Source organism: Novosphingobium sp. DS6-6 (genome assembly GCF_057784975.1).
In genome coordinates this window covers 324,696-347,612 of sequence record NZ_JBYNTS010000002.1, presented here as the reverse complement: position 1 = coordinate 347,612, position 22,917 = coordinate 324,696, and the positions used below count along the sequence as shown (strand labels likewise).

The window sequence follows — 22,917 nt, the reverse complement described above, 5'->3', positions numbered from 1 at the left end:
TTGGTTACAATTGTGTCGTAATTTTGCTGAAGTGGCGAAAATTCAAATGCAATCTGTACTAAAGTGCATGTGCAGAAATGCGTCCAGCATCCCCCTGCTCATGCCGTGCCTCAGCCCCGCCGTTCCAGCAACCGCCGGGTCGCGATCTCGGGCGTGGCATAGGCTTCCTGCAATTCCGCGCTCCAGTATCGCAGCGCATCGAGGGGGATCGTCACGCCGCTGACGGCGCAAAGGACATGATCGCCGGCGGAAAGCTGGCGGAACGTGCCGGGCAGGTAATGCAGGCGGGCGAGGCGGCCGGTCGGGGTCATCAACATGGCGGCCAAATTACCGGCTCTGCCCGCGCTTGGCAAATCGCGACAGGGAAATCACAGCAGTTTGGGCTGGTTGTCTTCCCGGGCGGGACCCGGGCGGCCCGGAGCGCGCGGGAGTGGAACCCGGGAGGCCGGACCGCTGGAGGCCGGAACGCTGGACGCCGGAACGCTGGACGTAGGCGCGGCTTCGGCTGGAACGACATCGAGCCTGCCGTCGACGAACTTGAGCGTGAGGCCGGCCTGCGCCATGGCGGTGGCGCGGTCTTTCACGACATCGCCAGCGCGATCGGTGACCAGCACATAGCCACGCAGCAACGGCGCTTCGGGATCGAGCGAGCGGCGCAGGCGATCGAGCGCCTCCACCCGCCCGCGTGCCTGCGCGATCCGCTGGCCCAGCGCCTCGGGCCGCAGGCGCTGCGCGGCCAGCCGCTCGCGCGCCCGGTCCAGGCGCTGGGCCAGCAGGGCAGGCCGCAGCGCGCCGCCATGGCGGGCCAGCACGCTCGCGGCAATCTCGGTGCGGTGGGCAAGCGCGCGGCGCAGGCGGTCGGCCAGGTCGTCCAGACGCTGCGCCTGGGGGCTGAGCAAGGCCTGCACCGCCGGCAGACGCTGGCTGCGCACGTCGAGTCTTTCGCGCGCATGGGCCAGCAGACGCGCCAGCGCCCGCCCACGCCGGGCCTGCAGATCGTGAACCTGCGCGGCCAGTTCGGCCCGCACCGGCACCGCCAGTTCGGCCGCTGCCGTGGGCGTAGGCGCGCGCAGATCGGCGGCGAAATCGGCCAGCGTGGTATCGGTCTCGTGCCCTACCGCACTGATCACCGGAATCGTGCTGGCGGCAATGGCGCGCACCACCTCTTCCTCGTTGAAACTCCACAGGTCTTCGATCGAACCGCCGCCCCGCGCCACGATCACCACATCGGGGCGAGGCACCGGCCCGCCAGGCTCCAGGGCGGAAAAGCCGCGTAGCGCGGCCGCCACCTGGGCCGCGGCCCCCTGCCCCTGGACCAGCACCGGCCAGACGAGGACATGGCTGGGGAACCGGTCGGACAGGCGGTGCAGAATGTCGCGGATCACGGCCCCCGTGGGCGAGGTGACGACGCCGATCACCCGCGGCAGGAACGGCAGCGCACGCTTGCGCGCGGGCGCGAACAGCCCTTCGGCCTCGAGCCGCGCCTTGGTCCTGGCCAGAAGCGCCAGAAGCGCGCCTTCTCCGGCGATTTCCATGCGATCGACCACGATCTGGTAGCTGGAACGGCCCGGATAAGTGGTCAGTTTGCCGGTAGCGATCACTTCCACCCCGTCTTCGGGCAGAAAGCCCAGGCGCTGCGCGCTGCCGCGCCACATCACCCCGTCGAGCCGGGCTCCTTCGTCCTTGAGCGACATGTAGAGATGCCCCGAGGCCGCGCGCTTTACCCCCGAGAGCTCGCCGCGCACCCGCACGAAGCCGAAGCGATCCTCGACACTGCGCTTGAGCTGGGCGGAAATCTCGGAGATCGAAAGAGCCGGGGCGTTGTCGCCGGCGCGTTCGGCGGCTAGGAGCCCGTCCTTGCGAAAATCATCGTCGTCGTCGGAAGGCGCGGAAGGGAAGGCCATGCATATCCTGTTGTTGGGCTCGGGCGGGCGCGAACATGCCCTGGCCTGGAAACTGGCCCAATCCCCGCTGTGCAGCAAGCTCTATGCGGCGCCCGGAAATCCCGGCATCGCGCAGGAGGCGGAATGCGTGGCGCTCGATGTGGCCGATCACGATGCCGTCCGCCGTTTCTGTGCCGGCCATCGCATCGGCCTGGTGGTGATCGGGCCGGAAGCGCCACTGGTCGATGGCCTTGCCGACTCGCTGCGTGCCGCCGGTTTCGCGGTATTCGGACCAGGCAAGGCGGCCGCGCAGCTGGAAGGCTCGAAAGGCTTCACCAAAGACCTGTGCGCACGCGCCGGCATTCCCACCGCCGGCTATGTGCGCGCCGCCAGCGCGGCTGCCGCGCATGCAGCGCTCGACCGGTTCGGCGCGCCGGTGGTGATCAAGGCCGATGGCCTGGCGGCGGGCAAGGGCGTGGTCGTGGCCCTGACCATGGACGAGGCGCGCCTTGCCGTCGACGACATGTTCGACGGGCAGTTCGGCACGGCCGGCGCCGAAGTGGTGATCGAGGAATTCCTGGAAGGCGAAGAAGCCAGCTTCTTTGCCCTGACCGACGGTGCCACCGTGCTGCCCCTGGCCTCGGCCCAGGATCACAAGCGCGTGGGCGATGGCGATACAGGCCCCAATACCGGCGGCATGGGCGCCTATAGCCCGGCCCGCGTGCTGACCCCGGCGCTGGAAGCCCAGGCGCTGGCGCAGATCATCGTGCCCACGGTGAAAGCGATGCAGGATGCGGGCACCCCCTATTCCGGCGTGCTCTATGCCGGGCTGATGCTGACCGCCAAAGGACCGCAACTGATCGAATACAACGCGCGCTTCGGCGATCCGGAATGCCAGGTGCTGATGATGCGGCTGGAAAGCGATCTGGTGGAACTCCTGCTGGCCTGCGCCGAAAACCGGCTGTCCGCGGTTCAGCCGCCGCGGTTCAGCCCCGATCCCGCCCTGACCGTGGTAATGGCGGCCAGCGGCTATCCCGGCACGCCGCAAAAGGGCGGCACGATCGGGGGGATCGCAGCGGCCGAAGCGGCAGGCGCCCGGGTTTTCCACGCCGGCACTGCGCTGGACGGGCAAGGCCGGCTCATATCCGCCGGCGGCCGCGTGCTTAACGTCACCGCGCGCGGCAGGACCGTGCGCGATGCCCGCGATACCGCCTATGCCGGCGTTGCCGCCCTCGATTTCGCCGAAGGCTTCTGCCGGCGCGACATCGGCTGGCGCGAGATCGCCCGCGAAAGCCGCTGAACCGGCCGGCAGAGGGAGCCGGTCAGTCCACCACCTGCCAGATGGCGATATGCGTCGGCGGTTGCCCTGGCACGGGTGCGGGTTGCGACGCTGGTTGCGGCAGGGGGCGCAGCCAGGCCGGCGGCCGGCCCGCCAGCAGCGCGGCGGCAAGGCCATGCGGCGCGTCGTCGCGATAGATGCCCATTTCCGGCAATACCGTGCAGATCACGATCAACGTGGCATGGCGCCGCTGCACATAGGCGCGCGCGGCATCAGGATCGGCCAGAAAGGCATGCATGACGTCACCGATCGCAGAGGCCGCGCGATGATGCGCGGTGGCGACCACGCGCTGAGGCGTGCGCAGCAGGATATCGGGGCCGATGTCCAGCGGGGCGAGAATGTCGGTGGGCGGCATGGCGGCAAGTGGAGCGAAACCGCGCGCGAAATCGCAGCCGCCGCGGCCGCCTGTCTCCTGCTTGGCCGGTGCATCGCGCACGGCCAGTTGCGCCCACGCGGTCCGCGCGACGGCCACCACCAGAACCGGCATTATAGCGAGCACGATCAGCAGGTTGATACCCATGCGCCGGCTCTGACGCGTCTGCGCCACTGCCACCTGTCGCCACTGCCATGCCTGCCAGGCGGCGGGTACGATGGCCAGCGACACAGCCGTGATCATCGCCCGGCTGACCAGTACGCCGACCATGCCCGCACCCAGCAGGATCAGGCCATGCTGCAGCCACAGCAGCCGTTCGGGGCGGGTTGCACTGCGCTGCCACAACCGCCAGCATGACCACAAGCCCAGCGGCAGGGCGCCAAGCAGCGCCAGCGTGTTCTGGAACGTGGATTTCCAGATCGGCAGGCCTTCACGGACGTTGCCGAGCCAATGGCTTTTGACGAACGGATCCATGTCGCCAAACGCGCCATAGACACATCGCGGTGCGGCCGTGGCCAGAATGGCACCGGCAACCAGGCCCGCTGAAGCCAGCACCGCCATTGCCGGCACGGCGCGACGAGGGCGCTGGATCGCCAGGCCCGCACAGCAAAGCCCCATCCAGGCCAGCGCGGCCAGATGCATCGGGGATACCGCGTCGCAATGCTGCGCCAGATCGGCAAAGCCATGAAAAGCCAGGAACAGACTTGCCGTCCCGATGGCCAGACCAGCGCCCGCATGGCCCAGACGCTGCCATTGCCCGTCCAGCATGGCGCGCAAGGCCAAGGCCGCGATGAACACCAGTGTCAACGGCAGGCCTTCCAGCGAGATCGTCAGGCCAACCGCGAGCGACAAGCCGATGATCCAGCCGCCCCGGCGCGGATCGCGCGCGTGAAGGCCGGCCATGGCACCCATGGCCGCCACCGCTTGCCAGCCGTGATGATCGATGCGCAGCGGCTGCATCTGGCGCAGCAGCGTACCAGAAAGCCCCACGATAAAACCCGCTGCGACGGCGGCATCGCGGCCGAACCGATGAAAGGCGACACGCATCGCCAGGATCAGCACGCACAGCAGCGTTGCCGCCGGTACGCTCACGGCGGCCACCGTTTCGGCCAGAGGCTGGCCGAGCAAGGGCCGAAGGGCCATAATCACGCCGGCCAGGGGCAGGTCGACGAGCCGGGACCAGTGCATCGGGACGCCTTCGGGCGCCATGATGCGATATTGGTGCATGTCGAACCAGTTCTGCCCGGCCAGGAAATCCCGCACCTGCACCAGGCGCAGCACATCGTCGGGATCGCCCATGCGCATCATCAGGATATTGCGCCCGCCGATAAGCAGTTGCAGCGCCAGAATGACAGTCCATATGCCCAGCACCACGGCCCAGGGCAGGCCTTTTCCGGCACTTTGCCCGGCCATCGGGCCGCGCACGTCCGGCGTTATCATCAGCGGAACACCACCTGCTTGCGCAGCACCCAGGTGGCGGCAAAGCTCAGAACGATGGCGATGATCTTGGCCGAACGCGGATCCTGGCCCATGGCGGCAAGGGCACCCACCACCAGGGTAGTGAGAGCAAGGCCCACCAGCGCCGAACCGACGAACATCGCCTGCTGGCGCACCCGCGCCGCACCCGATTGCGCCACGTTCTGCGCAAAGACCGCCCGGCTCGACAGCAGCCAGTGCGCCACGATGCCAAGGCCATAACCCAGCGCCGAAGCCGCCACGGCCGGCAGGCCCAGCGCCAGCAGGGCCAGGAAACTGCCCACGTCGACAGCCAGCGCGCCGACGCTGGCCAGGGCATAGCGCACCAGCGTGATCCGGCCGAACCGGTTAAACAGGGGCACGAGCGTCGTCATCATTGCCGGGGATTGCCTTTGTGCGATCGATAATGGAGCAGCCCGGCCGCCTGCGCAACCGGGGCTCGCCATGCGATCAGGCCGCGCGCTTGTCGGCCGCCGGATCGATCCGTACCGGCACGGCCCGCACCGAAGCCAGCGCGGCGGCCTGGTCCGCGCTGACCGGCCGCGTCGCAGGCAGGCCCGCTTCCGCGCCTTCGGCCCCGGCTTCGTGATATTCGGCGTCCTCGTTGACGCACCAGGTATCGTAGAGGCGGCGCCCTGCAACGATGTTTTCCACGGTCAGCATGGCGGTCATCATCGCGTGATCCTGGTTGTTGTAGCGGTGCATCCCGTTGCGGCCCACCAGATGCAGACTGGGATAGGCGGCTTCCAGTTCGGCGCGCATCGCGGCCACATTGGCGGCATAGGTATCGTCATAGACCGGATAGGCCTTTTCCTGGCGCACCACCACGCCGCCGATCACCTGTTCGGGGCGGACGAGCCCGAGGATTTCCATCTCGCGCGTTGCCAGGGCGATCAGGTCGTCGTCGCTCGATGCCCACAGATCGTCGCCTTCGAAACAGAAGTATTCGAGCCCGACGCAGGCCACGCTTTCGTCGGGCACCATTTCGGGCGACCACGAGCGGAAATTCTGGATCCGGCCGACTTTCACCTTGCTGTCGTGGATATAAATCCAGTTGTCGGGAAACAGGTCTTCCGAACGGATTTTCAGCGCCACGGTCAGGAAATCGCGATACTTGAGATCATTGGCCTCGATCGTGGTCCGCGGCAAGGGATGCAGCCGCGTGGCCAGTTCGCGCATCGGCGCCGACGAGACCACATGCGTGGCGCTGATCATCGTTTCGCTGCCGTCTTCACGGGTGGCCGCCAGGCGCCAGCCGCCCCGGCCATCGGTAGCCAGTTGCTTGAGGGCATGGCCCATCAGGATCTGGCCGCCGGCGGCGCGGATCTTGTCGCGCGCGGCTTCCCACATCATGCCCGGCCCCAGGCGCGGATAGCGGAACGTTTCCAGCAGCGTCTTGGTCTGCATGCCGTCGTTGGGCTTCCGGTTGAGGCCCAGGCTGCGCTTGAACCCGTCGAGAACCGCCGCGCCAAGCGACAGGCCCTTGATGCGCTGCGCGGCCCAGTCCGCGCTCATCTCGTTGCACGGCATGCCCCAGACCTTTTCAGTATAGGTCTTGAAAAAGATCGCATAGAGCTTCTGCCCGAACTGGTTGACCGTCCAGTCTTCGAAACTGCGCACGGCTTTCCGCGGCAAGGCCTTGGCCTTGACATAGCTGGCCATGCACAGCGCCGATCGCATCACGCCCAGGTTGAACAGCGCTTCGAACGCGCGCAGCGGATAGGAATAGAACTTGCCCTCGTAATAGATGCGGCTCATTCGCGGGCGCTGTATGAAATCGTCGGGCAGGATCTCGTTCCACAGGTCGACCACCGCCTGCGATTTGGAAAAGAACCGATGGCCGCCGATGTCGAAGCGATAGCCATCGTGCTCCACGGTGCGGCTGATCCCGCCGACATAGCGCGCGTCCTTTTCGATGATCGCCACGGAAAGGCCCCGCCGGGTCAATAGATAGCCCGCGGTAAGGCCGGCCGGGCCGGCACCGATGATCGCCACATCGACATTGTATTGCCGGGCTTCATCGTATTGCCGGGCTTCATCCCCCGAAGCGCCAAACCCGTTAACCATTCGATGCCCCCGTCCAAGCGGTTTTGCTGATGGAGCGGGGATGGCGGAAAATGGATAAGGGACGGTTAACGCTACACCGGATGCTGGCCGTCAGTCCTTCGGCTTCCCTCTGCCGGTGGCCTTGGCCAAGGCCTGGCCCAGCTGCAGCGGGGCGGAAATGCGCGCCAGTTCGTCAAGCTTGAACGTCTGTTCGAACACCAGGCCATAGCGCGGATGATCGCGCCAGCGCACTTTGGCATAAATCGGCTGCATGACGCCGGTTTCCAGCCGCACCAGCTCGTGAACCATCAGCCACTTGTCACACTCGATGCGCGCGCCCTGCTGCGAAATGTCGTGAAAGCGCACGTGCACGCTTTCACCGCCGGCGTGAAGCACGGCATCCAGCACCAGCCGCAGGCGCACCTGCCGGCGCGGATGGGCGCCGTCACGCTCGTCGATAAGGCGCTGGACGTCGATCGGTTCAAGGAATTGCAGCCCGGCATGATCGCCAGTGGTCCAGACCAGGCGCGCGGCGTGGCGATCGCCATTGCTCAGTTCAATCGCCAGTGTCCGATGATCGGGAATGGGCGTGAACAGGCGGATCTTGACGCCCGTGGCCGAAGCATCGCGCAGAATGCACAGGAACTCGCGATCGTCGATGATCAGCTTGGCAGCGCGAATAAGCAGCGTGAAACGGGGCGCGGCACGCATGTCGGCGCCGGAAGATGGGGCGGCGATGTCTTGCCCGCCGGATGCGGACAGATCCTTGCGCTGGGCCACGGCCCTCGTTCTCCGATCGATGCGGTTGCGTGTCTGGCAAGGCGCACATGGCCCGGCGATTATGATCCATATCGGATAAGTCTTGCTGTTGTGTTACCGTTATTTGCGGTACAGCTACGGGGGTTGGATGAAATTGTTCCGATATGGCAGCATCTTCCGTGACGCCACACCATCGTGCGTCATGCCGCGCCGGCTGCCATCTGCCGCAAGTTTCCTTGACTTTTCCGCCAGGGCTACCTAGCTGCTCGGTTCCCCGACCCTCCCATGTTTCCGGAGTGCCCATGGCGCGCGTTACTGTCGAAGATTGCGTCGACAAGGTTCCCAACCGTTTCGATCTGGTCCTGCTGGCGGCCGAGCGCGCCCGTGCGATCGCGGGCGGTGCCGAACTCACGGTCGATCGTGATCGTGACAAGAATCCGGTCGTGGCGCTGCGCGAAATCGCCGAGGAAACGGTGCGCCCGGCGCTGCTCAAGGAAAACCTGATCCAGTCGCTTCAGCGCGTGCTGCCCGACGACGACGACGAAGTCGATGAAATCGGCTCGCTTTCGCAGTCGGCCGAAGCGCTGCGCATCACGGCTGCGGCGCCGGTGCGCAATACCTCGCTGGGCGCGGATTACGACGGCTGAACGCAGCCGGTCTTCAGGACTTGTCGCATTTTGCCCTGGCAGGGCGCGGGGGATAAACCGCCGCGCCTTCTTGCACCGGCGGATCGCCGCCGCCACATTCCGGCTCATGGCCAACCGCGTGCCCGCATCCGCCAACGGAACTCCTGCGGCGAATCGCCTGCCTGGCACCAACCGCCGGGGCGGCCCTGTCAAGGCCGTGCTCGGCCCCACCAACACCGGCAAGACGCACCTTGCGATCGAGCGGCTCTGCGCGCATTCCTCTGGGGCGATCGGTTTTCCGCTGCGACTGCTGGCCCGCGAAGTCTATGAGCGGGTCTGCGCGATCAAAGGCCCGGGCCAGGTTGCCCTGATCACTGGCGAGGAGCGGATCGAACCCAAAGATGCGCGCTGGCTGCTGTGCACGGCCGAAGCGATGCCCGCCAGGCCCGACCTGGCGTTCGTGGCGTTGGACGAAGCGCAGCTTTCCGCCGATCCGGAACGCGGCCATGTCTTTACCGATCGCCTGTTGCACGCGCGCGGACGCGAAGAGACCATGCTGCTGGGTTCCGCCACGCTGGAACCGATGGTCAAGGCGCTAGTGCCCGGGGCCGAGATCGTTACCCGTCCGCGCTTTTCCACGCTTCGTCATCTCGGCGCCAGGAAACTCAGCCGCATTCCGCCACGCAGCGTCATCGTCGCCTTTTCGGCCGAGCAGGTCTATGTCATGGCCGAGATGCTGCGGCGCTTTCGCGGCGGCGCGGCGGTGGTCATGGGAGCGCTCAGCCCGCAAACCCGCAACGCCCAGGTGGCGATGTACCAGTCGGGCGAGGTCGATTACCTCGTGGCCACCGATGCCGTGGGCATGGGCCTCAATCTCGATGTCGATCATGTCGCTTTCGCCGGGCTGTCGAAATACGACGGGTATCGTCACCGCCGGCTCACCACCGCGGAAATGGCACAGATCGCCGGCCGCGCCGGCCGCCACCACAAGGATGGCACGTTCGGCACGCTGTCGGGAACGGGGGCGGGAACGGGCGGACAGGATCCGGAATTCACCGACGAGGAAATCTATGCCATCGAGGAGCATCGCTTCCCGCCGTTGACCCGGCTGTTCTGGCGCGAGGCAGAGCCTCGTTTCGACAGCCTGGCAACGCTGATCGCCGATCTGGAAAGCCCGCCGCCGCGCCTGGAGCTGGCCACCCCGCGCGAGGCGATCGATCTTGCCGTTCTGCGCCGGCTTGCCGAAGATCCCGATATCGCCGCCACGGTCGAGGGCGCGCGCCGCGTCGAACGGTTCTGGCACGTGTGTTCGCTGCCCGATTTCCGCCAGCAGGGCGCCGAAACCCATGCCCGGTTCGTGGCGCGGCTGTGGCAGGATCTGCGCGGCGGCTACCTGGGGGCCGACTATGTCGCCCAGGCCATTGCCCAACTCGACAATCCGGCTGGCGATATCGATACGCTGCAAGGGCGCATCGCCGCCATCCGGGCCTGGTCCTATATCGCGCAGCGGCCCGACTGGATCCTGGCGCGCGACGAGATGGCCGCCCGCGCGCGCGCCGTGGAAACGCGCTTATCCGATGCGCTGCACGGGCGGCTGACCGAACGCTTCGTCAACCGCCGCACCGCCGTGCTGATGCGCAAGGCCGGGGCTGATGCCGCGCTTCTGCCGGTGCGGCTGGGCCACGACGGCGCCGTGCTGGTGGACGATGAACCGATCGGCCATCTCGACGGGTTCCGGTTCCGTGTCGATCCCCTGGCCCGCGCAGCGGATCGCAAGCTGCTGCTGGCGGCGGCAGAGCGCCATCTGCCGGGCCTGCTGGCCGGGCGCGTGGCCACGCTGGTGGCGGCGGCACAGGCCGCGCCGGACACGCAGCCGGATCTCGCCCTGGCCAATGGCCGGATCGACTGGCGCGGTGCCACGGTGGCGCGTCTGACAAAGGGGCGCAGCCTGCTCGAACCGCGGGCCGCGCTCGATACCGCGCTCGATCGCCTGCCTATGCCCGAGCGGGATCGGGTGCAGGCCGCGCTGGTCCAGTGGCTGGCGCAAAGCCTGGCCTCGGCGCTGGGATCGCTGCGTCGCCTGGCCGATGCGGCGCGCGATCCCGAAGCCGGTGCCACGTTGCGCGCGTTGGCGCTGCAACTGGTGGAAAAGGGCGGTGCGATTGCCCGTGACGCGGCCCGGGTCGAAGATCTGACCCCGGCGCAGCGGTCGATGGCGCGCCGGCTCGGCATTCAGGTGGGGGCGATCGACGTGTTCGTGCCCGCCGCGCTGCGCGCCGCGCCCCTGGCCGCCTGGGCCGGGCTTGCGCAGGTCTGGGGTCTGCCGGCGCCGCCGCCGCCCCCCGGAATGCCCCCGGTTCTGCCAGGCGACATCGCGCCAGGCGAGATCGTGCCTCCCGGCTATCGCCGCGCCGGGCCGCAGGTGCTGCGGGTGGACATGGCCGAAAAGCTGCTGCACGCCGCGCACACCCGGCGCCAGAGTGCGCGGGGCCGGCGCTTCGCGCTCGATCCGGCGCTGGCGCGATCGATGGGGCTGACCACCGCTGCCTTTGCCGCGCTTTTGCGCCAGGGCGGTTTTCGCGCCACAATGCCCCGCTCCCTCGCGACGGGGCGAGCCGGACCACCCGCACCGCCGCTGTGGGAATGGCGCCCGGCGCAAGCCGGCGCGCGCGCGCCGGGGCGCCCCGGCGGAAATGCCCGCCGCCCCGCCGGGGCGGAAACAGGAACGACCGCCGGGCCGGGCGCGCCGGGCAGCAATGGCGCCTTTGCCGCGCTTGCCACATTGTTGCGATAAAGGAACCGGTCACGAGGGAGCGCGGATGCGGATTGACAAGTTGCTTTGGTTCCTGCGCTTTGCCGACAGCCGCGGCCTGGCCCAGGGATGGGTGGAAGAAGGCCATATCCGGCTTAACGGGCGCCGCGTGGAACGCTGCAGCGCGGGCGTGAAAGTAGGCGACGTGCTGGTCCTGCCGCTGCGCAACACGGTGCGCGTGATCGAAATCGTCAGCCTTCCGGGACGGCGCGGGCCGGCACTGGAAGCGCAAGGTTGCTATCGGGTGCTTGACGCGGCGCCCCTCGCGCCTCTAGCACGGCCCGAAATCGAGCCTTGAGGAAATACCCACAGCATGACTTACGTCGTCACCGATGCCTGCATCCGCTGCAAGTACATGGACTGCGTGGAAGTGTGCCCCGTCGATTGCTTTTACGAAGGCGACAACATGCTGGTGATCAATCCCAGCGAATGCATCGATTGCGGGGTATGTGAACCCGAATGCCCGGCCGAAGCCATTCTGCCCGATACCGAAAGCGGTCTGGAGCAGTGGCTGGAACTGAACACGCGGTATTCCGCCGAGTGGCCCAACATCACCACGAAGCGGGAAGCGCCAGCCGATGCCGATGCGTGGAAGGGCGTGGAAAACAAGTTCGAAAACCACTTTTCGCCCGAACCCGGCCAGGGCGACTGATTCGCGCCGAACCGTTTCGGGACACGCCTGCCGGCCGAACCCGCTTGCCGACCTGCCGATTGGGGCAGGTATGGCGCAAACAAGCGTGTCTTTTGCCGTCTCGGCTCTGGTAAATTTGCCATAAAGCTGCTACATAGGCTGCAAGCGCCGGGCAAGTCGTTTGCCGGGCGCCCTTTTTGTTACAAAAAGGCAGAAACAAGCGGCAAACGGAAATTGCTGACGGGAAAACGCTGACGGATCGCTATCGGGTCGCCTTGTCGATTGCCGGGCCTGCCGGGGCTTCATACGGTTCTTCGCCAGTTCGCGCTCCATGGTACCAGCCCTGCAACCGGGCCGGTGCAATCTGGCATGATCGGTTCCCCGTCCATGTTCTTTCCGCAGCCGGGCATCCCGCCCCAGCCGCCCCGTCTGCCGGCGTCGAAAGGATAAGAAATGGCAGCCAAGGCTCTTGCCTTCGATGTTGGAGATTACGTCGTTTATCCAAAGCATGGTGTCGGCCGCGTGGTCGAGCTTCAGCAGGAAGAAATCGCGGGCGCCAAGCTCGAACTCTATGTGCTTCGCTTTGAAAAGGAACGCATGACGCTCCGCGTTCCGGTCAACAAGGTCGAAGCAATCGGCATGCGCAAGCTGTCTTCCGACAAGACGCTGCGCGAAGCGCTCGATACGCTCAAGGGCAAGCCCAAGGTCAAGCGCACGATGTGGTCGCGCCGCGCGCAGGAATACGAGGCCAAGATCAATTCGGGCGATCTCGTCTCGATCGCCGAAGTGACGCGTGACCTGTTCCGCGCCGATGACCAGCCCGAGCAGAGCTATTCCGAACGGCAGATTTTCGAAGCGGCCTCATCACGCCTGGCCCGCGAACTGGCCGCCATGGAAAAGACCGACGAACCCGCCGCACTCAAGAAGATCCTGGCGATCCTCAACGAGCATGCGCCCAAGTATTACGAGACAGCCTGAGCCGCCACGGCGCTGCGCCGTTTCGGGATCTTGTTCCGTTTCAGAAAAAGCCGCCGGAACCACCTGCGGCTTTTTTCGTTTCGCCGCCGGGCGAAGGTAAACACCAGTGTGTCGGCCCGCCGTTGCAAAAGGGGCAAAGCATGCTGCGCCGGACCGTCATTGGTGTTCTCTCGCTGGCAATAGCCGGCTGCGCCGTCCAGAACCGGGCCATAACCGATCCGACCCGGCCCGATCCTGCGGCACAGGCCCTGCGCGCGCAGCAGCACGCCCAGGCGCTGGCCCAGGCCGAGGCTCGCCTGGCCCGCGAACGGGCCGCCTGCGGCAGAGGCAAGCGTCGCGCCTGCAGCCGCGCCATCGCCGCCCAGGCGGTGCTGGACGATCTGCGCGCCCGGTAATGCCAAGCTGCAGACCGGAAGCGGGCGTCAGGCCGCGGCGCGGCGCAGGCGATCGTTGATAGCCGAGCCGATCCCCTCGTCAGGTATGGGCGCAACGGCAATGCGCGGGGCCGCGGCGGCTGCGGCCGCGTGAAGGCAGGCATAGAGCCGCGCCGCCGCTTCTGCCGGATCGGCGCGATCGGACAAGTTGACGTCACCGGCAATGGCGCCAAAACCGATCAGGAATTCATCGTGTTCCGCCTGCTGCGCATCGAGCCGGACCGGCTTGCCCGGTGCATAGTGGCTGGCAAGCTGACCCGGCGCTTCGATCCCGCGGGCAGGGCCGCGCTCGGGCGCCCTGCCCAGGACGGCCGCGATCGCCTCGGCGGTGACAGGCCCCGGGCGCAGCACGGCCCACCCCCCTTCCGGCCACAGGCCCACGATCGTCGATTCGATGCCCTGGCGGGTTTCCCCGCCATCGAGCACCAGATCGACGCGCGAACCCAGCGAGGCCGCCACATGCTCCGCCGCCGTGGGGCTGATGGCCCCGCTGCGATTGGCCGAAGGCGCCGCCAGCGGCAGGCCGCATTGCCGCAGCACGGCTTGCATGACCGGGTGCGCCGGGCAGCGCAGCGCCACCGTCGGCAACCCGGCGCTGACGGCGGGGGCAAGGCCACTGTCGACGCGGCGCGGCACCACCAGCGTCAGCGCACCGGGCCAGAACGCATCGGCCAGCGCCTGCGCGCGCGCACCGAGGTGGGCCAGCCGCATGGCAGCCGCTGCATTGGCCACATGAACGATCAACGGATTGAAATCGGGCCGGCCCTTGGCGCGATAGATGCGTGCCACGGCATCATCGCGGTCTGCCCGCGCCGCCAGGCCATAGACCGTTTCCGTCGGGATGGCGACAGTGCCGCCAGCCACCAGCACGGCCACGGCCGCGGCCACCCCGGCCGCATCGGCCAGGCGGATATCGGGCGCCGGCGCCGGCGTGGAAAAGGTGTTGGATGTCATGCCCGCCGTCGCTATCGCGGCAATGCCGTTTTTGCAAAGCTTCCCCTTCCTTTCGCAAAGTTGCCATCGTGACGGACCAGACCGCTGCCCTGCTCGCCCGCATTGCCGATGCGCTCGAACGGCTTGCGCCGCCAGTGCCGCCGGCGGTCGATTGGCTGGCCCACCCCGGCTATGTCTGGCTGGGCCAGACCGCGCGCGCGGTGCCGCGGCTCGACGCGCCAGGCCTTGACCAGATGCGCGGCATCGACGCGCAAAAAGCCGCCGTGGTCGCCAACCTCGAACGTCTGGCAAGCGGAGCCGCAGCCCACGACATGCTGCTGTGGGGATCGCGCGGCATGGGCAAGTCGGCGGTCCTGCGCGCGGCGGTCAACGCCGCGACGGCGGCTCATCCCGGCGCGATCGCGTTGGTCCAGGCCATGCCCGATGCCACGCTGCCAGTGCTGTTCGCACAGTTGCGTGGCGTGGACCGACGGTTTCTCGTCCTGCTCGACGATCTCGGCTTTGATGCCGGCGATGCCGATGGTGCGCGCCTGTTGCGCTCGTGGCTGGAGGGCGGGGTGGAAGCGCGCCCGGCCAATGTGCGCCTGGCGGTGACGTCAAACCGCCGCGCGATCGTCGAACGGCACATGCGCGAGCAGGACGACCCGATCAATCCCCGCGATGCGGTGGACGATCGCCTGGCGCTCGCCGATCGGTTTGGCCTGGCGCTCGGCTTTCATGCCTGCAACCAGGACGATTACCTGGCGATCGCCGCCGGCTACTGCACCGATCTGGGCCTGCCGTTCGAACCGGCGGACGCGCTGGAATGGTCCAGACGCCGCGGCGCCCGTTCGGGCCGCGTGGCTTGGCAGTATGTCACCGAACTTGCGGGGCGCGTCGGCCAGGCCCTATGACATAAGCTGTGACGTCAGCCGCGTTCAGCGGTAGAAAACGTGCCCGCCGATCGCCGCCAGGCGCGTCTTGCTCCAGGCCGGAGAAACGCGGGCGGCGTGAAAGAACAGCGCGCCTTCGACGGGACTTTTCCATGCGTTGCGATCGGCGATCACCGCGATGCGCACCGCATTGGCCCAGAACCGGCCGGTACGGTTGATCGCCGGCATGGCATGGCCGCGCACGAACGAGAATTGCGACCGCTGATAGACCACCCCGCAATAGGAGGCGGGATAGCGGCCCGACTGGCTGCGCGCGACAATCACGCGGGCCACGGCCAGCTGTCCGGCCAGGCTTTCGCTTTTGGACTCGAAGTAAACAGCCCCCGCCAGGCATTCCAGCTCGGGCGAGAGTGCCGCCGGAATCGGTGTCGCTTCCACCAGATCGGCGAGGCTGGCTGGGCTGCCCGGGTTGGCGGCGGGGGCCGGGTCGACAGGCGCCATACCGGCAACAGGCGCCGGCGGAGGCGTGATCAGGGAAGGGCCGGTGGCGGGAGGGGTGATCGCCCCGTTGGCGGGACCTTCCGGGGCAACGATCTGGGCGTCGGGCGTAGCCGACAGGGTAGCGTGATCCGTCGCGTGATCCGTAGCCTGCGCCGCGGCGACCGCAGGCAGCGTTGCCAGCGCAAGCAGGCCCGATAGAACGGCCTGACGGGCAACGCGGAAAGGATCGGTCATCAGCTATCTGCATCGGGCGGTGATCTGCCGGTTACGACGCCTTGGCAGGATCAGCCGGCAAATGCCGGACATGCCGCCCTTGGGGCCGTAGCGGGAAATCCCCGTCTGCGTGCCAGCGTTTCCAGACCCCGTGCCAAGGAACGCCGCCTGCGCAAGTGATGGCGCCGCTCTATGCGGGGCGGGCTGCAAGTCAATCTTTGCCGGCCCGGTTCCCGATGAACTGTTGCGCGTCTGCGATGGTCAGTTCGATCACCCATAGATCGGGATCGCGCGCGGTTCTTTGCGCGATATAGTCGTTAAAGGCCTGTTTACAGTCCGGGTCTTGCGCCCTGGTCATGGTCCATTGCCGCGTGCCATCGGCGTTGGGGAGACGTTCCCACCACTGCCCCAGGGCGTGATGCGGATGCTGGTTTTCCAATGTCACCAAAGCGATGGTGCCGGCGTCGGGATCGCCCTTGTGCAGTACCATGGCATGGCCGCCGGCGGTCTGCGCGGCCTTGATCCAGGCCGATATTTCAAGCCTTGCCGGAAGCCGCGCCTGTGCCAAGACAGGGTGGCCTCAGGCCGCGTCGCGGTCGATCACGTTGACCAGCACGGCATAGAGCGCATCGGCGTCGGGTGCGCTGCTCAGCCGCTGGTGCATGCGATCGTCGCGCATCAGGCGGCTTATTGCCGCCAGAGCCTGAAGATGGACGGCACCGGCCTGTTCGGGCGACAGCAGGCCGAACACGCAATCGACCGGCATGCCGTCGGCGGAATCGAAATCGACAGGCTCTTCCAACCGCAGAAACGCCGCCACCGGGCGCGCCAGCCCGCCGATCCGCGCATGGGGTATCGCCACCCCGCGGCCGAAACCGGTGCTGCCCAGGCTCTCGCGCTCTTCGATGCGTTCCTGCACCTCGGCACGGTTCAGCCGATAGACTGCGGCAAAGCAATCGGCGAGCGCATCCAGGATCTGCGCCTTGGATTGGGCACGGATCACGCGCACGGCGTGGGGATCAATGGAAAAGAGTGCGGTCATCAAATGAAAACGCCACAGCCTGTGGTAAGGCACGGTCAGGTTGGCGGCGCCATGCGCTCTATTGGGTTCCCATGCAAGCGCCGAATCGTCTGCTGCGCAAAGAGTGCCGGGACACGGGCACGGCCCGCCACCCGATCAGCCGGATTTTCGGGCCGTGCGGAACGGTTCAGGCGCCGGCGGGTTCGACCCAGCCGATCGAGCCGTCGCCACGGCGATAGACCATGTTGTGCACCCCGGTGCCCGCGTTCTTGAAAAGCAGGGCGTTGGTGTTGCGCAGATCGAGCATGATGACCGCATCGGAAACCGTGGCAGTGGGCACGTCGACCCGGGTTTCGGCGATCACCAGGGGCGCGTCGGCGTCTTCGCTCTCGTCGTGGTCCTCCGCCGGCTCGTCGATCACGAACACCGTATAGGCCGCGTCCTCGCTGCGCCGGGCAAAGTCCGCGCCTTCGGAATGCGCTTTGATCCGCCGCTTGTACCGGCGCAGCTGCTTGTCGATCTTTTCCGCCGATTGGTCGAGCGCCTGATGCGCGTCCTGGGCCACGCCGCTGCCCTTGAGGATCAACCCTTGCGTCACATGGGTGACGATGTCGCAGCGAAAGCCGCCGTGCGGCGCTTTGCCCAGCGTGACCTGCGAGGAAAGCGCGCGCGAGAAGTACTTGTCGACAATGCCGGAAAGCCGCTCGGCCGCGTGAGCCTCGAAAGCGGCACCGGCATCGACCTGATGTCCCGAAACGCGAATGTCCATGGGTCTTCTCTCCTTTTGGGCCTGCTTTGGCGGCAGGGCCGTTTGCGGCCCGCGCAAGGGGCCGCAAGCAGGCCTAACGCGACCAGAGCGGGTTGCTGATACCCGCCATGAATTCTGCATGGCGGGCCAATTCCGCTTCGCTGGCCGCGTGCGGCCGGGGCTTACGGAACATTTGGGCCGTTCTGGCGGCAGCCACCTGCGCCGCGCCCACTAGACCGGCGACAGGGCCTGCCGCGGCAGCGACCGCACCCAGAGGCACGACGCTGGCCTGCGCCGCAAGTTCCAGGCCGATCTGCCGGCCACCCATCAATTCGACATAGAGTTGCGCCAGCAGTTCGGCGTCAAGCAACGCGCCATGCTTCGTGCGGTGGCTGCGATCGATGCCATAGCGGGTGCACAACGCATCGAGGCTGAGCTTGGCGCCGGGATGCTTGCGCCGGGCGATGGCCACCGTATCGATCATGCGGTCGCGGCTGACCGGTTCCATGCCGATCGCGGCCAGTTCGGCATTGATGAAGCCGAAATCGAACCCGGCATTGTGCGCCACCAGCGGGGCATCGCCGATGAAATCCAGGAAATCGGCCGCGCATTGGGCAAAGCGGGGCTTGTCTGCCAGGAATGCGGCGGAAAGGCCGTGAACCGCTTCCGCTTCGGCCGGCATGTCACGATCGGGATTGAAATAGGCATGATAGGTCGCGCCCGTGGGCACCCGGTTGATCATTTCCACGCAGCCGAGTTCGACCAGCCGGTCACCGCCCTGCGGATCGAGTCCCGTCGTTTCGGTATCGAAAACGATCTCACGCATGCATCGTATGTGAACCCGCGCAAAGGGGCTGACAAGAGGCGCGGCGATCAGGCGCGGGGGTTTTTTTCCCGCAGGCGACGAACAAGGTTGTTAACCGCCGCGCGCGTGCGTTCGATCGGCAGACCGGTATCGATCACATGATCGGCCCGCGCCCGCTTTTCGGCATCCGGCACCTGCAGAGCCAGGATATGGGCAAACTTGTCGGCGGTCATACCGGGCCGGGCCAGCACGCGCGCGCGCTGCACCTCGGCCGGGGCGGAAACCACCGCCACCGCATCGAGCCCGCTGTCCAGCCCCTTTTCGAACAGCAGCGGCACGTCGAACACCACCAGAGCCTGCCCGGCATGTTCGATCAGAAAGGTTTCGCGTGCGCGGGCCACGGCCGGATGCACGATCCGCTCCAGCCGCGAAAGCGCCTCCGGATCGCCAAAGACCAGCGCGCCCAGCCGGCCCCGGTTGACGCCCTGCGCGCCCGTCGTGCCGGGAAAGGCCGCCTCGATCGCGGGCAGCAGCGCGCCGCCCGGTCCTTGCAGGCGGTGCACTTCGCCATCGGCATCGAACACCGGCACGCCTTCCTCGCGCAGCATCTGCGCCACGGTGGATTTGCCCATGCCGATCGAGCCGGTCAGGCCCAGCACGAATGGCCGGCTCATGCCGGAACGCCGGCTGAAAGGCGCTGGCGCAATGCATCATCGGCCGGCCCGCGCGGCGGAACCGCACCGAAAAAGCGGCGGAACGCATGGTCTGCCTGGCCGATAAGCATGGCCAGGCCGTCGATCGCGGCAAATCCGGCGCCCCGCGCACGCGCCAGCAGATCGGTCTCCAGCGGGCTCGTCACGATGTCATAGAACACGGCGCCCGGCGGCGTGTGCGATAGATCGTAGGCCAGCGGCGGCTGGCCGGCCATGCCCAGCAGCGAGGCGTTGACAACCAGATCGAACAGGCCCCGCCGATCGTCGAAGGCAAACTCGGTCGGATCGGCGAAATGGGCAATATCCACTGCATGGTGATCCGCACCGGGCGCCAGTTCGGCCAGCAGATCCCGGGCTTTCGAGGGATCGCGTCCGGCGAGCACGATGACGAAGCCCGCGTCGGAAAGCGCCGCCACGATGGCCCGCGCGGCGCCGCCCGTGCCCAGTACCCGCGCCATGCGCAACAGGTGGGCCTTGGCCAGCCAGGGCTGCAGCGGCTCCATGAAACCGGGCGCATCCGTGTTGTAGCCGATCAGCGCGCCGTCTGCCGGCACGATGGTGTTGACCGCGCCGATACGCGCGGCGAGCGGATCGAGCCGGTCGAGCAAGGGGATCACTGCCTGCTTGTGCGGCATGGTCACATTGCACCCGCGCCAGGCGGGGTCGGCGCGGCGGGCGGCGAGGTAGCCGGGAAGATCGGCGCCGCGCACATGGGCGTGGCGGTAGTCGGCCTCAAGCCCCAGGCGTTCCAGCCAGTAGCGATGGACGACCGGCGACTTGGATTGCGCGATGGGATCGCCGATCACTTCCGCATAGGGCAGGATGGCGCTCACGCGGCAAGTTCCCCTGCCGCGCGCAACGCCCCCAGCAGAGGCAGAAGCGGCATGCCCAGCACGGAAAAATGGCTGCCCTCGATGCTTTCGAACAGTTGCACGCCCAGCGCCTCGATGCGGAAAACGCCCACGCAGGCGCCTACCGCTGGCCATTCCTTGTGGAGATAGCTGTCGATAAAGCTGTCGGAAAGCGTGCGGACCTTGAGCCGCGCGGTCTCGCAGTGGCGCCAAGTCGCCGCCCCGTCGCGCAGCAGCACGGCGGCGCTGTGCAATTGCATGGTCTGTCCGGAAAAGAACCGCAGATGCTCGGCCGCCTGCGCCTTGCCCTGCGGTTTGTCGAACAGGCGGCCACAGACTTCCACCAGCGAATCCCCGCCCAGCACCAGCCGGCCGGGCAGGGCGGCCGATACGGGCATGGCCTTGGCCTCGGCCAGGATCTGCGCCACCTGGCATCCCGGCACGCCGATCAGCTCGCGCTTGATCTCGCTTTCGTCGACATTCGAGGCGCGTGCTTCATAGGCGACACCTGCGGCGTCGAGCATGGCCTTGCGCGAGGCGCTTTGCGAGGCAAGAACGATCATAGTGCTTTCATTCCCGGATTGGCGTCTCCGGCAACCTTGCGCTCGTTGTAGAGCGTGATCACCGCCGCCGCAGTCTCCTCGATAGACCGGCGCGAAACGTCAATAACCGGCCAGCCGTTGTCGGCGAACATGCGCCGGGCATACTGCACTTCGCGCGCCACCTGTTCGCTGTCGACATAAGCGGTTTCGGGCGCCTGGTTCAATGACAGCAGGCGGTTGCGCCGCACCGCGATCAGCCGCTCGGGGCTGGTCGTCAGTCCCACCACCAGGGGGCGGCGCACGGTGAACAGGGTCGGCGGCGGCGGGCTTTCCACCACGATCGGGATATTGGCGACCTTGTAGCCCCTGTTGGCAAGGTAGATCGACGTCGGCGTCTTCGAGCTGCGCGAGACGCCCGCCAGCAGGATATCGGCTTCTTCCCAGTTTTCCCAGCCTACCCCGTCGTCGTGGGCTATGGTGAACTGGATGGCGTCCACCCGCTGGAAATAGGCCTCGTCCATCATGTGCTGCCGCCCGGGGCGGCCCCGTGCCTCCTGCCCCAACTGCTGCTCGAGCGCGTTGGTCACGGCGTCGAGCGCGGCCACGCAGGGCAGGCCCAGGGCGATACAACGCTGTTCGAGGCGGTCGCGCGTTTCGGTATTGACCAGCGTGAACAGCACCAGGCCGGGATTGGCGGAAATCTCGCCCAGAATGCGGTCGAGATGCTGTTGCGACCGGACCATCGGCCAGAAATGGCGCACCACATCGGCGTCCTCGAACTGGGCCAGCGCGGCTTTGGCGATCATTTCAAGCGTTTCACCCGTGGAGTCAGACAACAGGTGAAGATGCAGGCGCTGCATGGGAACCCTTTGTGGAAAAGCCCGCGCCGCCCTGTTCCAGCGCCGCCGCGGCAACCTTGTGGATAGCGCGAGGATAAACCACGGGACGGCGCTGGCGACAAGTTTCGGGCCGGATTTGACCCCCGCTCCGGGCCGCCTCTCGCCCGTTTCGTCCCCATCGGAACAGCGTTTCCCACAGCCTGTGCGTAACAGGGACAAGTTTGTCTTGCATGGCGGGCGGGCGGGAGTCGCGCCTGGCGAATTTTGTGGAGCCTGCGGGACAAATCGGGCAGAGGCCCGCTATCCTCGCTTTCCACAGGGCCAACATCTTCCATCATCCCTTTAATAAGAATCTATTTTTGTAATTGGATTGGAAACGACCGCGCATGCCCGGCCCTCTTCTCGAAACGCTCCGTGGCCACAACCTTTCGCGCCGGCCGGTCTGGCTGATGCGCCAGGCGGGCCGCTATCTGCCGGAATATCGCGCGCTACGTAGCGAAAAGGGCGGTTTTCTCGAACTGGTCTACGATGCGCAAGCCGCAGCGGAGATCACGTTGCAACCGATCCGCCGCTTCGGCTTCGATGGCGCCATCCTGTTTTCCGATATCCTGATCGTGCCCCATGCCATGGGACAGGATCTGACGTTCACCGCCGGCGAAGGACCACGGCTTGCCCCCCGGCTGGTGGATACCGCGCTCGATGCCCTTGCGGCGATGCCACAGCGTCTTGCGCCCATCTATGATACGGTGGGCAGGGTCAGGGCCGCGCTCGGCCCTGAAACGACCCTGCTGGGCTTTGCCGGCAGTCCCTGGACAGTCGCGACTTATATGGTGGCGGGCGAGGGCAGCCGCGATCATCATGAGACGCGCAGCCTCGCCTATCGCGATCCCGCTGCGTTCCAGGCGATCGTCGATGCGATTGCCGCTGTGACGGTCGATTATCTTGCCGGCCAGGTCGAGGCCGGTGCCGAAGCGCTGCAACTGTTCGACAGCTGGGCCGGCAGCCTTGCCCCCGCCGAATTCGAACGCTGGGTGATCGCGCCGACGGCGCGCATCGCCGCGGCGCTCCAGACGCGCTATCCCCATGTGCCGGTCATCGGCTTTCCCAAAGGTGCGGGGGAAAAGCTGGCGGCCTATGCCCGCGAAACCGGGGTCGGCGCCGTGGGCGTGGACGAGACGATCGATCCGCTGTGGGCAGCACGCGCGCTGCCCGCCGGCATGCCGGTGCAGGGCAATCTCGATCCGCTGCTGCTGCTGGCCGGCGGGGCGGAACTCGACGGCAGAACGCGCCAGGTGCTCGATGCCTTTGCCGAGCGGCCGCATGTGTTCAATCTGGGCCACGGCATCGGCCAGTTCACCCCCGTTGCCCATGTCGAGCGCCTTCTGGCGACCGTGCGGGGCTGGCAGCGCCGGTAAGGCCCGCAGGGTTCTTGCAATCGCGCCGGCAAAGGCCGAAATGCGCAATGGCCGCAAGGGGGCGCGTCATGCAGCGCCTGTCGAAA

25 protein-coding genes are annotated in these 22,917 nt (G+C 67.0%); 9 read left to right on the top strand and 16 right to left on the bottom strand.

Translation table 11 applies throughout. The features are described from left to right. Positions 1 to 110: 110 nt before the first annotated feature. Positions 111 to 317: a DUF2093 domain-containing protein gene (locus tag AC3EDY_RS03895; protein ID WP_488571153.1), complete on the bottom strand. Its 207-nt coding sequence runs from the start codon at positions 315 to 317 to the stop codon at positions 111 to 113. A 51-nt stretch (positions 318 to 368) separates the two neighbouring features. Beyond that, positions 369 to 1,904, bottom strand: a complete 1,536-nt coding sequence (gene xseA / locus AC3EDY_RS03890; protein ID WP_488571152.1) for an exodeoxyribonuclease VII large subunit — start codon at positions 1,902 to 1,904, stop codon at positions 369 to 371. On the opposite strand from xseA, the gene purD reads away from it, so the two are divergent. Further along, positions 1,903 to 3,183, top strand: coding sequence for a phosphoribosylamine--glycine ligase (purD, locus tag AC3EDY_RS03885; RefSeq protein ID WP_488571151.1), 1,281 nt, complete (start codon positions 1,903 to 1,905; stop codon positions 3,181 to 3,183). The two genes, xseA and purD, sit on opposite strands and share 2 nt — an antisense overlap. A 22-nt stretch (positions 3,184 to 3,205) precedes the next feature. On the opposite strand, the gene AC3EDY_RS03880 is transcribed toward purD, so the two are convergent. From AC3EDY_RS03880 to AC3EDY_RS03865, 4 genes are all read right to left on the bottom strand, one after another. Next, the gene (locus tag AC3EDY_RS03880) at positions 3,206 to 5,035 is read right to left on the bottom strand and encodes a hypothetical protein (RefSeq protein WP_488571150.1); all 1,830 of its coding nucleotides are present in this window, start codon (positions 5,033 to 5,035) and stop codon (positions 3,206 to 3,208) included. After that, positions 5,035 to 5,448: a GtrA family protein gene (locus tag AC3EDY_RS03875; protein WP_488571149.1), complete on the bottom strand. Its 414-nt coding sequence runs from the start codon at positions 5,446 to 5,448 to the stop codon at positions 5,035 to 5,037. Before AC3EDY_RS03875 ends, AC3EDY_RS03880 begins: the two co-directional genes overlap by 1 nt. A 73-nt stretch (positions 5,449 to 5,521) precedes the next feature. Further along, positions 5,522 to 7,138 carry an NAD(P)/FAD-dependent oxidoreductase gene (locus AC3EDY_RS03870; RefSeq protein ID WP_488571148.1) on the bottom strand — a complete coding sequence of 539 codons (1,617 nt, stop codon included), beginning with the start codon at positions 7,136 to 7,138 and terminating at the stop codon, positions 5,522 to 5,524. Between the two features lie 90 nt (positions 7,139 to 7,228). Further along, on the bottom strand, positions 7,229 to 7,897 hold the full coding sequence (locus tag AC3EDY_RS03865; RefSeq protein WP_488571147.1) for a PilZ domain-containing protein: 669 nt from the start codon (positions 7,895 to 7,897) through the stop codon (positions 7,229 to 7,231). A gap of 281 nt (positions 7,898 to 8,178) precedes the next feature. Between AC3EDY_RS03865 and rpoZ the strand changes: the two genes are divergently transcribed. The 6 genes from rpoZ to AC3EDY_RS03835 all read left to right on the top strand — a co-directional run bounded on the left by rpoZ (position 8,179) and on the right by AC3EDY_RS03835 (position 13,318). Next, entirely contained in the window at positions 8,179 to 8,523 is a 345-nt protein-coding gene (gene rpoZ / locus AC3EDY_RS03860) for a DNA-directed RNA polymerase subunit omega (protein WP_488571146.1), read from the top strand. A 106-nt stretch (positions 8,524 to 8,629) separates the two neighbouring features. Further along, on the top strand, positions 8,630 to 11,296 hold the full coding sequence (locus AC3EDY_RS03855) for a helicase-related protein (protein ID WP_488571145.1): 2,667 nt from the start codon (positions 8,630 to 8,632) through the stop codon (positions 11,294 to 11,296). A gap of 25 nt (positions 11,297 to 11,321) precedes the next feature. Then, a complete protein-coding gene (locus tag AC3EDY_RS03850) occupies positions 11,322 to 11,612 on the top strand; it encodes an RNA-binding S4 domain-containing protein (protein WP_488571144.1) in 291 nt (96 codons plus the stop codon). A 15-nt stretch (positions 11,613 to 11,627) separates the two neighbouring features. Next, positions 11,628 to 11,966, top strand: a complete 339-nt coding sequence (fdxA, locus tag AC3EDY_RS03845) for a ferredoxin FdxA (RefSeq protein ID WP_488571143.1) — start codon at positions 11,628 to 11,630, stop codon at positions 11,964 to 11,966. Between the two features lie 432 nt (positions 11,967 to 12,398). Further along, on the top strand, positions 12,399 to 12,923 hold the full coding sequence (locus AC3EDY_RS03840; RefSeq protein ID WP_488571142.1) for a CarD family transcriptional regulator: 525 nt from the start codon (positions 12,399 to 12,401) through the stop codon (positions 12,921 to 12,923). A 140-nt stretch (positions 12,924 to 13,063) separates the two neighbouring features. Continuing rightward, positions 13,064 to 13,318: a hypothetical protein gene (locus AC3EDY_RS03835; RefSeq protein ID WP_488571141.1), complete on the top strand. Its 255-nt coding sequence runs from the start codon at positions 13,064 to 13,066 to the stop codon at positions 13,316 to 13,318. 27 nt (positions 13,319 to 13,345) lie between these two features. On the opposite strand, the gene AC3EDY_RS03830 is transcribed toward AC3EDY_RS03835, so the two are convergent. Beyond that, positions 13,346 to 14,311 (bottom strand): L-threonylcarbamoyladenylate synthase, encoded by a 966-nt coding sequence (locus AC3EDY_RS03830; RefSeq protein WP_488571140.1) that lies wholly within the window; start codon positions 14,309 to 14,311, stop codon positions 13,346 to 13,348. Between the two features lie 68 nt (positions 14,312 to 14,379). Here AC3EDY_RS03830 and AC3EDY_RS03825 point away from each other — a divergent pair, with 68 nt between their 5' ends. Next, the gene (locus tag AC3EDY_RS03825) at positions 14,380 to 15,204 is read left to right on the top strand and encodes a DUF815 domain-containing protein (protein ID WP_488571139.1); all 825 of its coding nucleotides are present in this window, start codon (positions 14,380 to 14,382) and stop codon (positions 15,202 to 15,204) included. 24 nt (positions 15,205 to 15,228) lie between these two features. Here the strand turns inward: AC3EDY_RS03825 and AC3EDY_RS03820 are convergent, their stop codons facing one another. The 9 genes from AC3EDY_RS03820 to AC3EDY_RS03780 form a co-directional block, all read right to left on the bottom strand. Continuing rightward, positions 15,229 to 15,918, bottom strand: coding sequence for a cell wall hydrolase (locus AC3EDY_RS03820; RefSeq protein WP_488571138.1), 690 nt, complete (start codon positions 15,916 to 15,918; stop codon positions 15,229 to 15,231). A 190-nt stretch (positions 15,919 to 16,108) separates the two neighbouring features. After that, on the bottom strand, positions 16,109 to 16,465 hold the full coding sequence (locus tag AC3EDY_RS03815) for a DUF1491 family protein (protein WP_488571137.1): 357 nt from the start codon (positions 16,463 to 16,465) through the stop codon (positions 16,109 to 16,111). A 12-nt stretch (positions 16,466 to 16,477) separates the two neighbouring features. Further along, positions 16,478 to 16,939 carry a PTS sugar transporter subunit IIA gene (locus AC3EDY_RS03810; RefSeq protein WP_488571136.1) on the bottom strand — a complete coding sequence of 154 codons (462 nt, stop codon included), beginning with the start codon at positions 16,937 to 16,939 and terminating at the stop codon, positions 16,478 to 16,480. Between the two features lie 166 nt (positions 16,940 to 17,105). Continuing rightward, complete coding sequence (gene hpf, locus AC3EDY_RS03805; RefSeq protein WP_488571135.1) at positions 17,106 to 17,687, bottom strand: ribosome hibernation-promoting factor, HPF/YfiA family; 582 nt, start codon at positions 17,685 to 17,687, stop codon at positions 17,106 to 17,108. 73 nt (positions 17,688 to 17,760) lie between these two features. Next, positions 17,761 to 18,492, bottom strand: coding sequence for a DNA polymerase III subunit epsilon (dnaQ, locus tag AC3EDY_RS03800; protein WP_488571134.1), 732 nt, complete (start codon positions 18,490 to 18,492; stop codon positions 17,761 to 17,763). Positions 18,493 to 18,539: 47 nt separating this feature from the next. Then, entirely contained in the window at positions 18,540 to 19,145 is a 606-nt protein-coding gene (coaE, locus tag AC3EDY_RS03795; protein ID WP_488571133.1) for a dephospho-CoA kinase, read from the bottom strand. Further along, positions 19,142 to 20,017: a shikimate dehydrogenase family protein gene (locus tag AC3EDY_RS03790; RefSeq protein WP_488571132.1), complete on the bottom strand. Its 876-nt coding sequence runs from the start codon at positions 20,015 to 20,017 to the stop codon at positions 19,142 to 19,144. Before AC3EDY_RS03790 ends, coaE begins: the two co-directional genes overlap by 4 nt. Next, on the bottom strand, positions 20,014 to 20,598 hold the full coding sequence (locus AC3EDY_RS03785) for a nucleoside triphosphate pyrophosphatase (protein WP_488571131.1): 585 nt from the start codon (positions 20,596 to 20,598) through the stop codon (positions 20,014 to 20,016). The genes AC3EDY_RS03790 and AC3EDY_RS03785 overlap by 4 nt, the downstream gene beginning before the upstream one ends. Further along, complete coding sequence (locus tag AC3EDY_RS03780; RefSeq protein WP_488571130.1) at positions 20,595 to 21,437, bottom strand: pyruvate, water dikinase regulatory protein; 843 nt, start codon at positions 21,435 to 21,437, stop codon at positions 20,595 to 20,597. Before AC3EDY_RS03780 ends, AC3EDY_RS03785 begins: the two co-directional genes overlap by 4 nt. A 365-nt stretch (positions 21,438 to 21,802) precedes the next feature. Here AC3EDY_RS03780 and hemE point away from each other — a divergent pair, with 365 nt between their 5' ends. Then, positions 21,803 to 22,831, top strand: a complete 1,029-nt coding sequence (hemE, locus tag AC3EDY_RS03775) for a uroporphyrinogen decarboxylase (protein WP_488571129.1) — start codon at positions 21,803 to 21,805, stop codon at positions 22,829 to 22,831. Positions 22,832 to 22,917 lie beyond the last annotated feature (86 nt).

What these genes read in the sequence shown, in the direction of transcription:
- AC3EDY_RS03895 (WP_488571153.1), bottom strand. Translation starts at nt 317, where the DNA reads ATGTTGATGACCCCGACCGGCCGCCTCGCCCGCCTGCATTACCTGCCC.
- purD (WP_488571151.1), top strand. Translation starts at nt 1,903, where the DNA reads ATGCATATCCTGTTGTTGGGCTCGGGCGGGCGCGAACATGCCCTGGCC.
- xseA (WP_488571152.1), bottom strand. Translation starts at nt 1,904, where the DNA reads ATGGCCTTCCCTTCCGCGCCTTCCGACGACGACGATGATTTTCGCAAG.
- AC3EDY_RS03880 (WP_488571150.1), bottom strand. Translation starts at nt 5,035, where the DNA reads ATGATAACGCCGGACGTGCGCGGCCCGATGGCCGGGCAAAGTGCCGGA.
- AC3EDY_RS03875 (WP_488571149.1), bottom strand. Translation starts at nt 5,448, where the DNA reads ATGATGACGACGCTCGTGCCCCTGTTTAACCGGTTCGGCCGGATCACG.
- AC3EDY_RS03870 (WP_488571148.1), bottom strand. Translation starts at nt 7,138, where the DNA reads ATGGTTAACGGGTTTGGCGCTTCGGGGGATGAAGCCCGGCAATACGAT.
- rpoZ (WP_488571146.1), top strand. Translation starts at nt 8,179, where the DNA reads ATGGCGCGCGTTACTGTCGAAGATTGCGTCGACAAGGTTCCCAACCGT.
- AC3EDY_RS03855 (WP_488571145.1), top strand. Translation starts at nt 8,630, where the DNA reads ATGGCCAACCGCGTGCCCGCATCCGCCAACGGAACTCCTGCGGCGAAT.
- AC3EDY_RS03850 (WP_488571144.1), top strand. Translation starts at nt 11,322, where the DNA reads ATGCGGATTGACAAGTTGCTTTGGTTCCTGCGCTTTGCCGACAGCCGC.
- fdxA (WP_488571143.1), top strand. Translation starts at nt 11,628, where the DNA reads ATGACTTACGTCGTCACCGATGCCTGCATCCGCTGCAAGTACATGGAC.
- AC3EDY_RS03840 (WP_488571142.1), top strand. Translation starts at nt 12,399, where the DNA reads ATGGCAGCCAAGGCTCTTGCCTTCGATGTTGGAGATTACGTCGTTTAT.
- AC3EDY_RS03835 (WP_488571141.1), top strand. Translation starts at nt 13,064, where the DNA reads ATGCTGCGCCGGACCGTCATTGGTGTTCTCTCGCTGGCAATAGCCGGC.
- AC3EDY_RS03830 (WP_488571140.1), bottom strand. Translation starts at nt 14,311, where the DNA reads ATGACATCCAACACCTTTTCCACGCCGGCGCCGGCGCCCGATATCCGC.
- AC3EDY_RS03820 (WP_488571138.1), bottom strand. Translation starts at nt 15,918, where the DNA reads ATGACCGATCCTTTCCGCGTTGCCCGTCAGGCCGTTCTATCGGGCCTG.
- AC3EDY_RS03810 (WP_488571136.1), bottom strand. Translation starts at nt 16,939, where the DNA reads ATGACCGCACTCTTTTCCATTGATCCCCACGCCGTGCGCGTGATCCGT.
- hpf (WP_488571135.1), bottom strand. Translation starts at nt 17,687, where the DNA reads ATGGACATTCGCGTTTCGGGACATCAGGTCGATGCCGGTGCCGCTTTC.
- dnaQ (WP_488571134.1), bottom strand. Translation starts at nt 18,492, where the DNA reads ATGCGTGAGATCGTTTTCGATACCGAAACGACGGGACTCGATCCGCAG.
- coaE (WP_488571133.1), bottom strand. Translation starts at nt 19,145, where the DNA reads ATGAGCCGGCCATTCGTGCTGGGCCTGACCGGCTCGATCGGCATGGGC.
- AC3EDY_RS03785 (WP_488571131.1), bottom strand. Translation starts at nt 20,598, where the DNA reads ATGATCGTTCTTGCCTCGCAAAGCGCCTCGCGCAAGGCCATGCTCGAC.
- AC3EDY_RS03780 (WP_488571130.1), bottom strand. Translation starts at nt 21,437, where the DNA reads ATGCAGCGCCTGCATCTTCACCTGTTGTCTGACTCCACGGGTGAAACG.
- hemE (WP_488571129.1), top strand. Translation starts at nt 21,803, where the DNA reads ATGCCCGGCCCTCTTCTCGAAACGCTCCGTGGCCACAACCTTTCGCGC.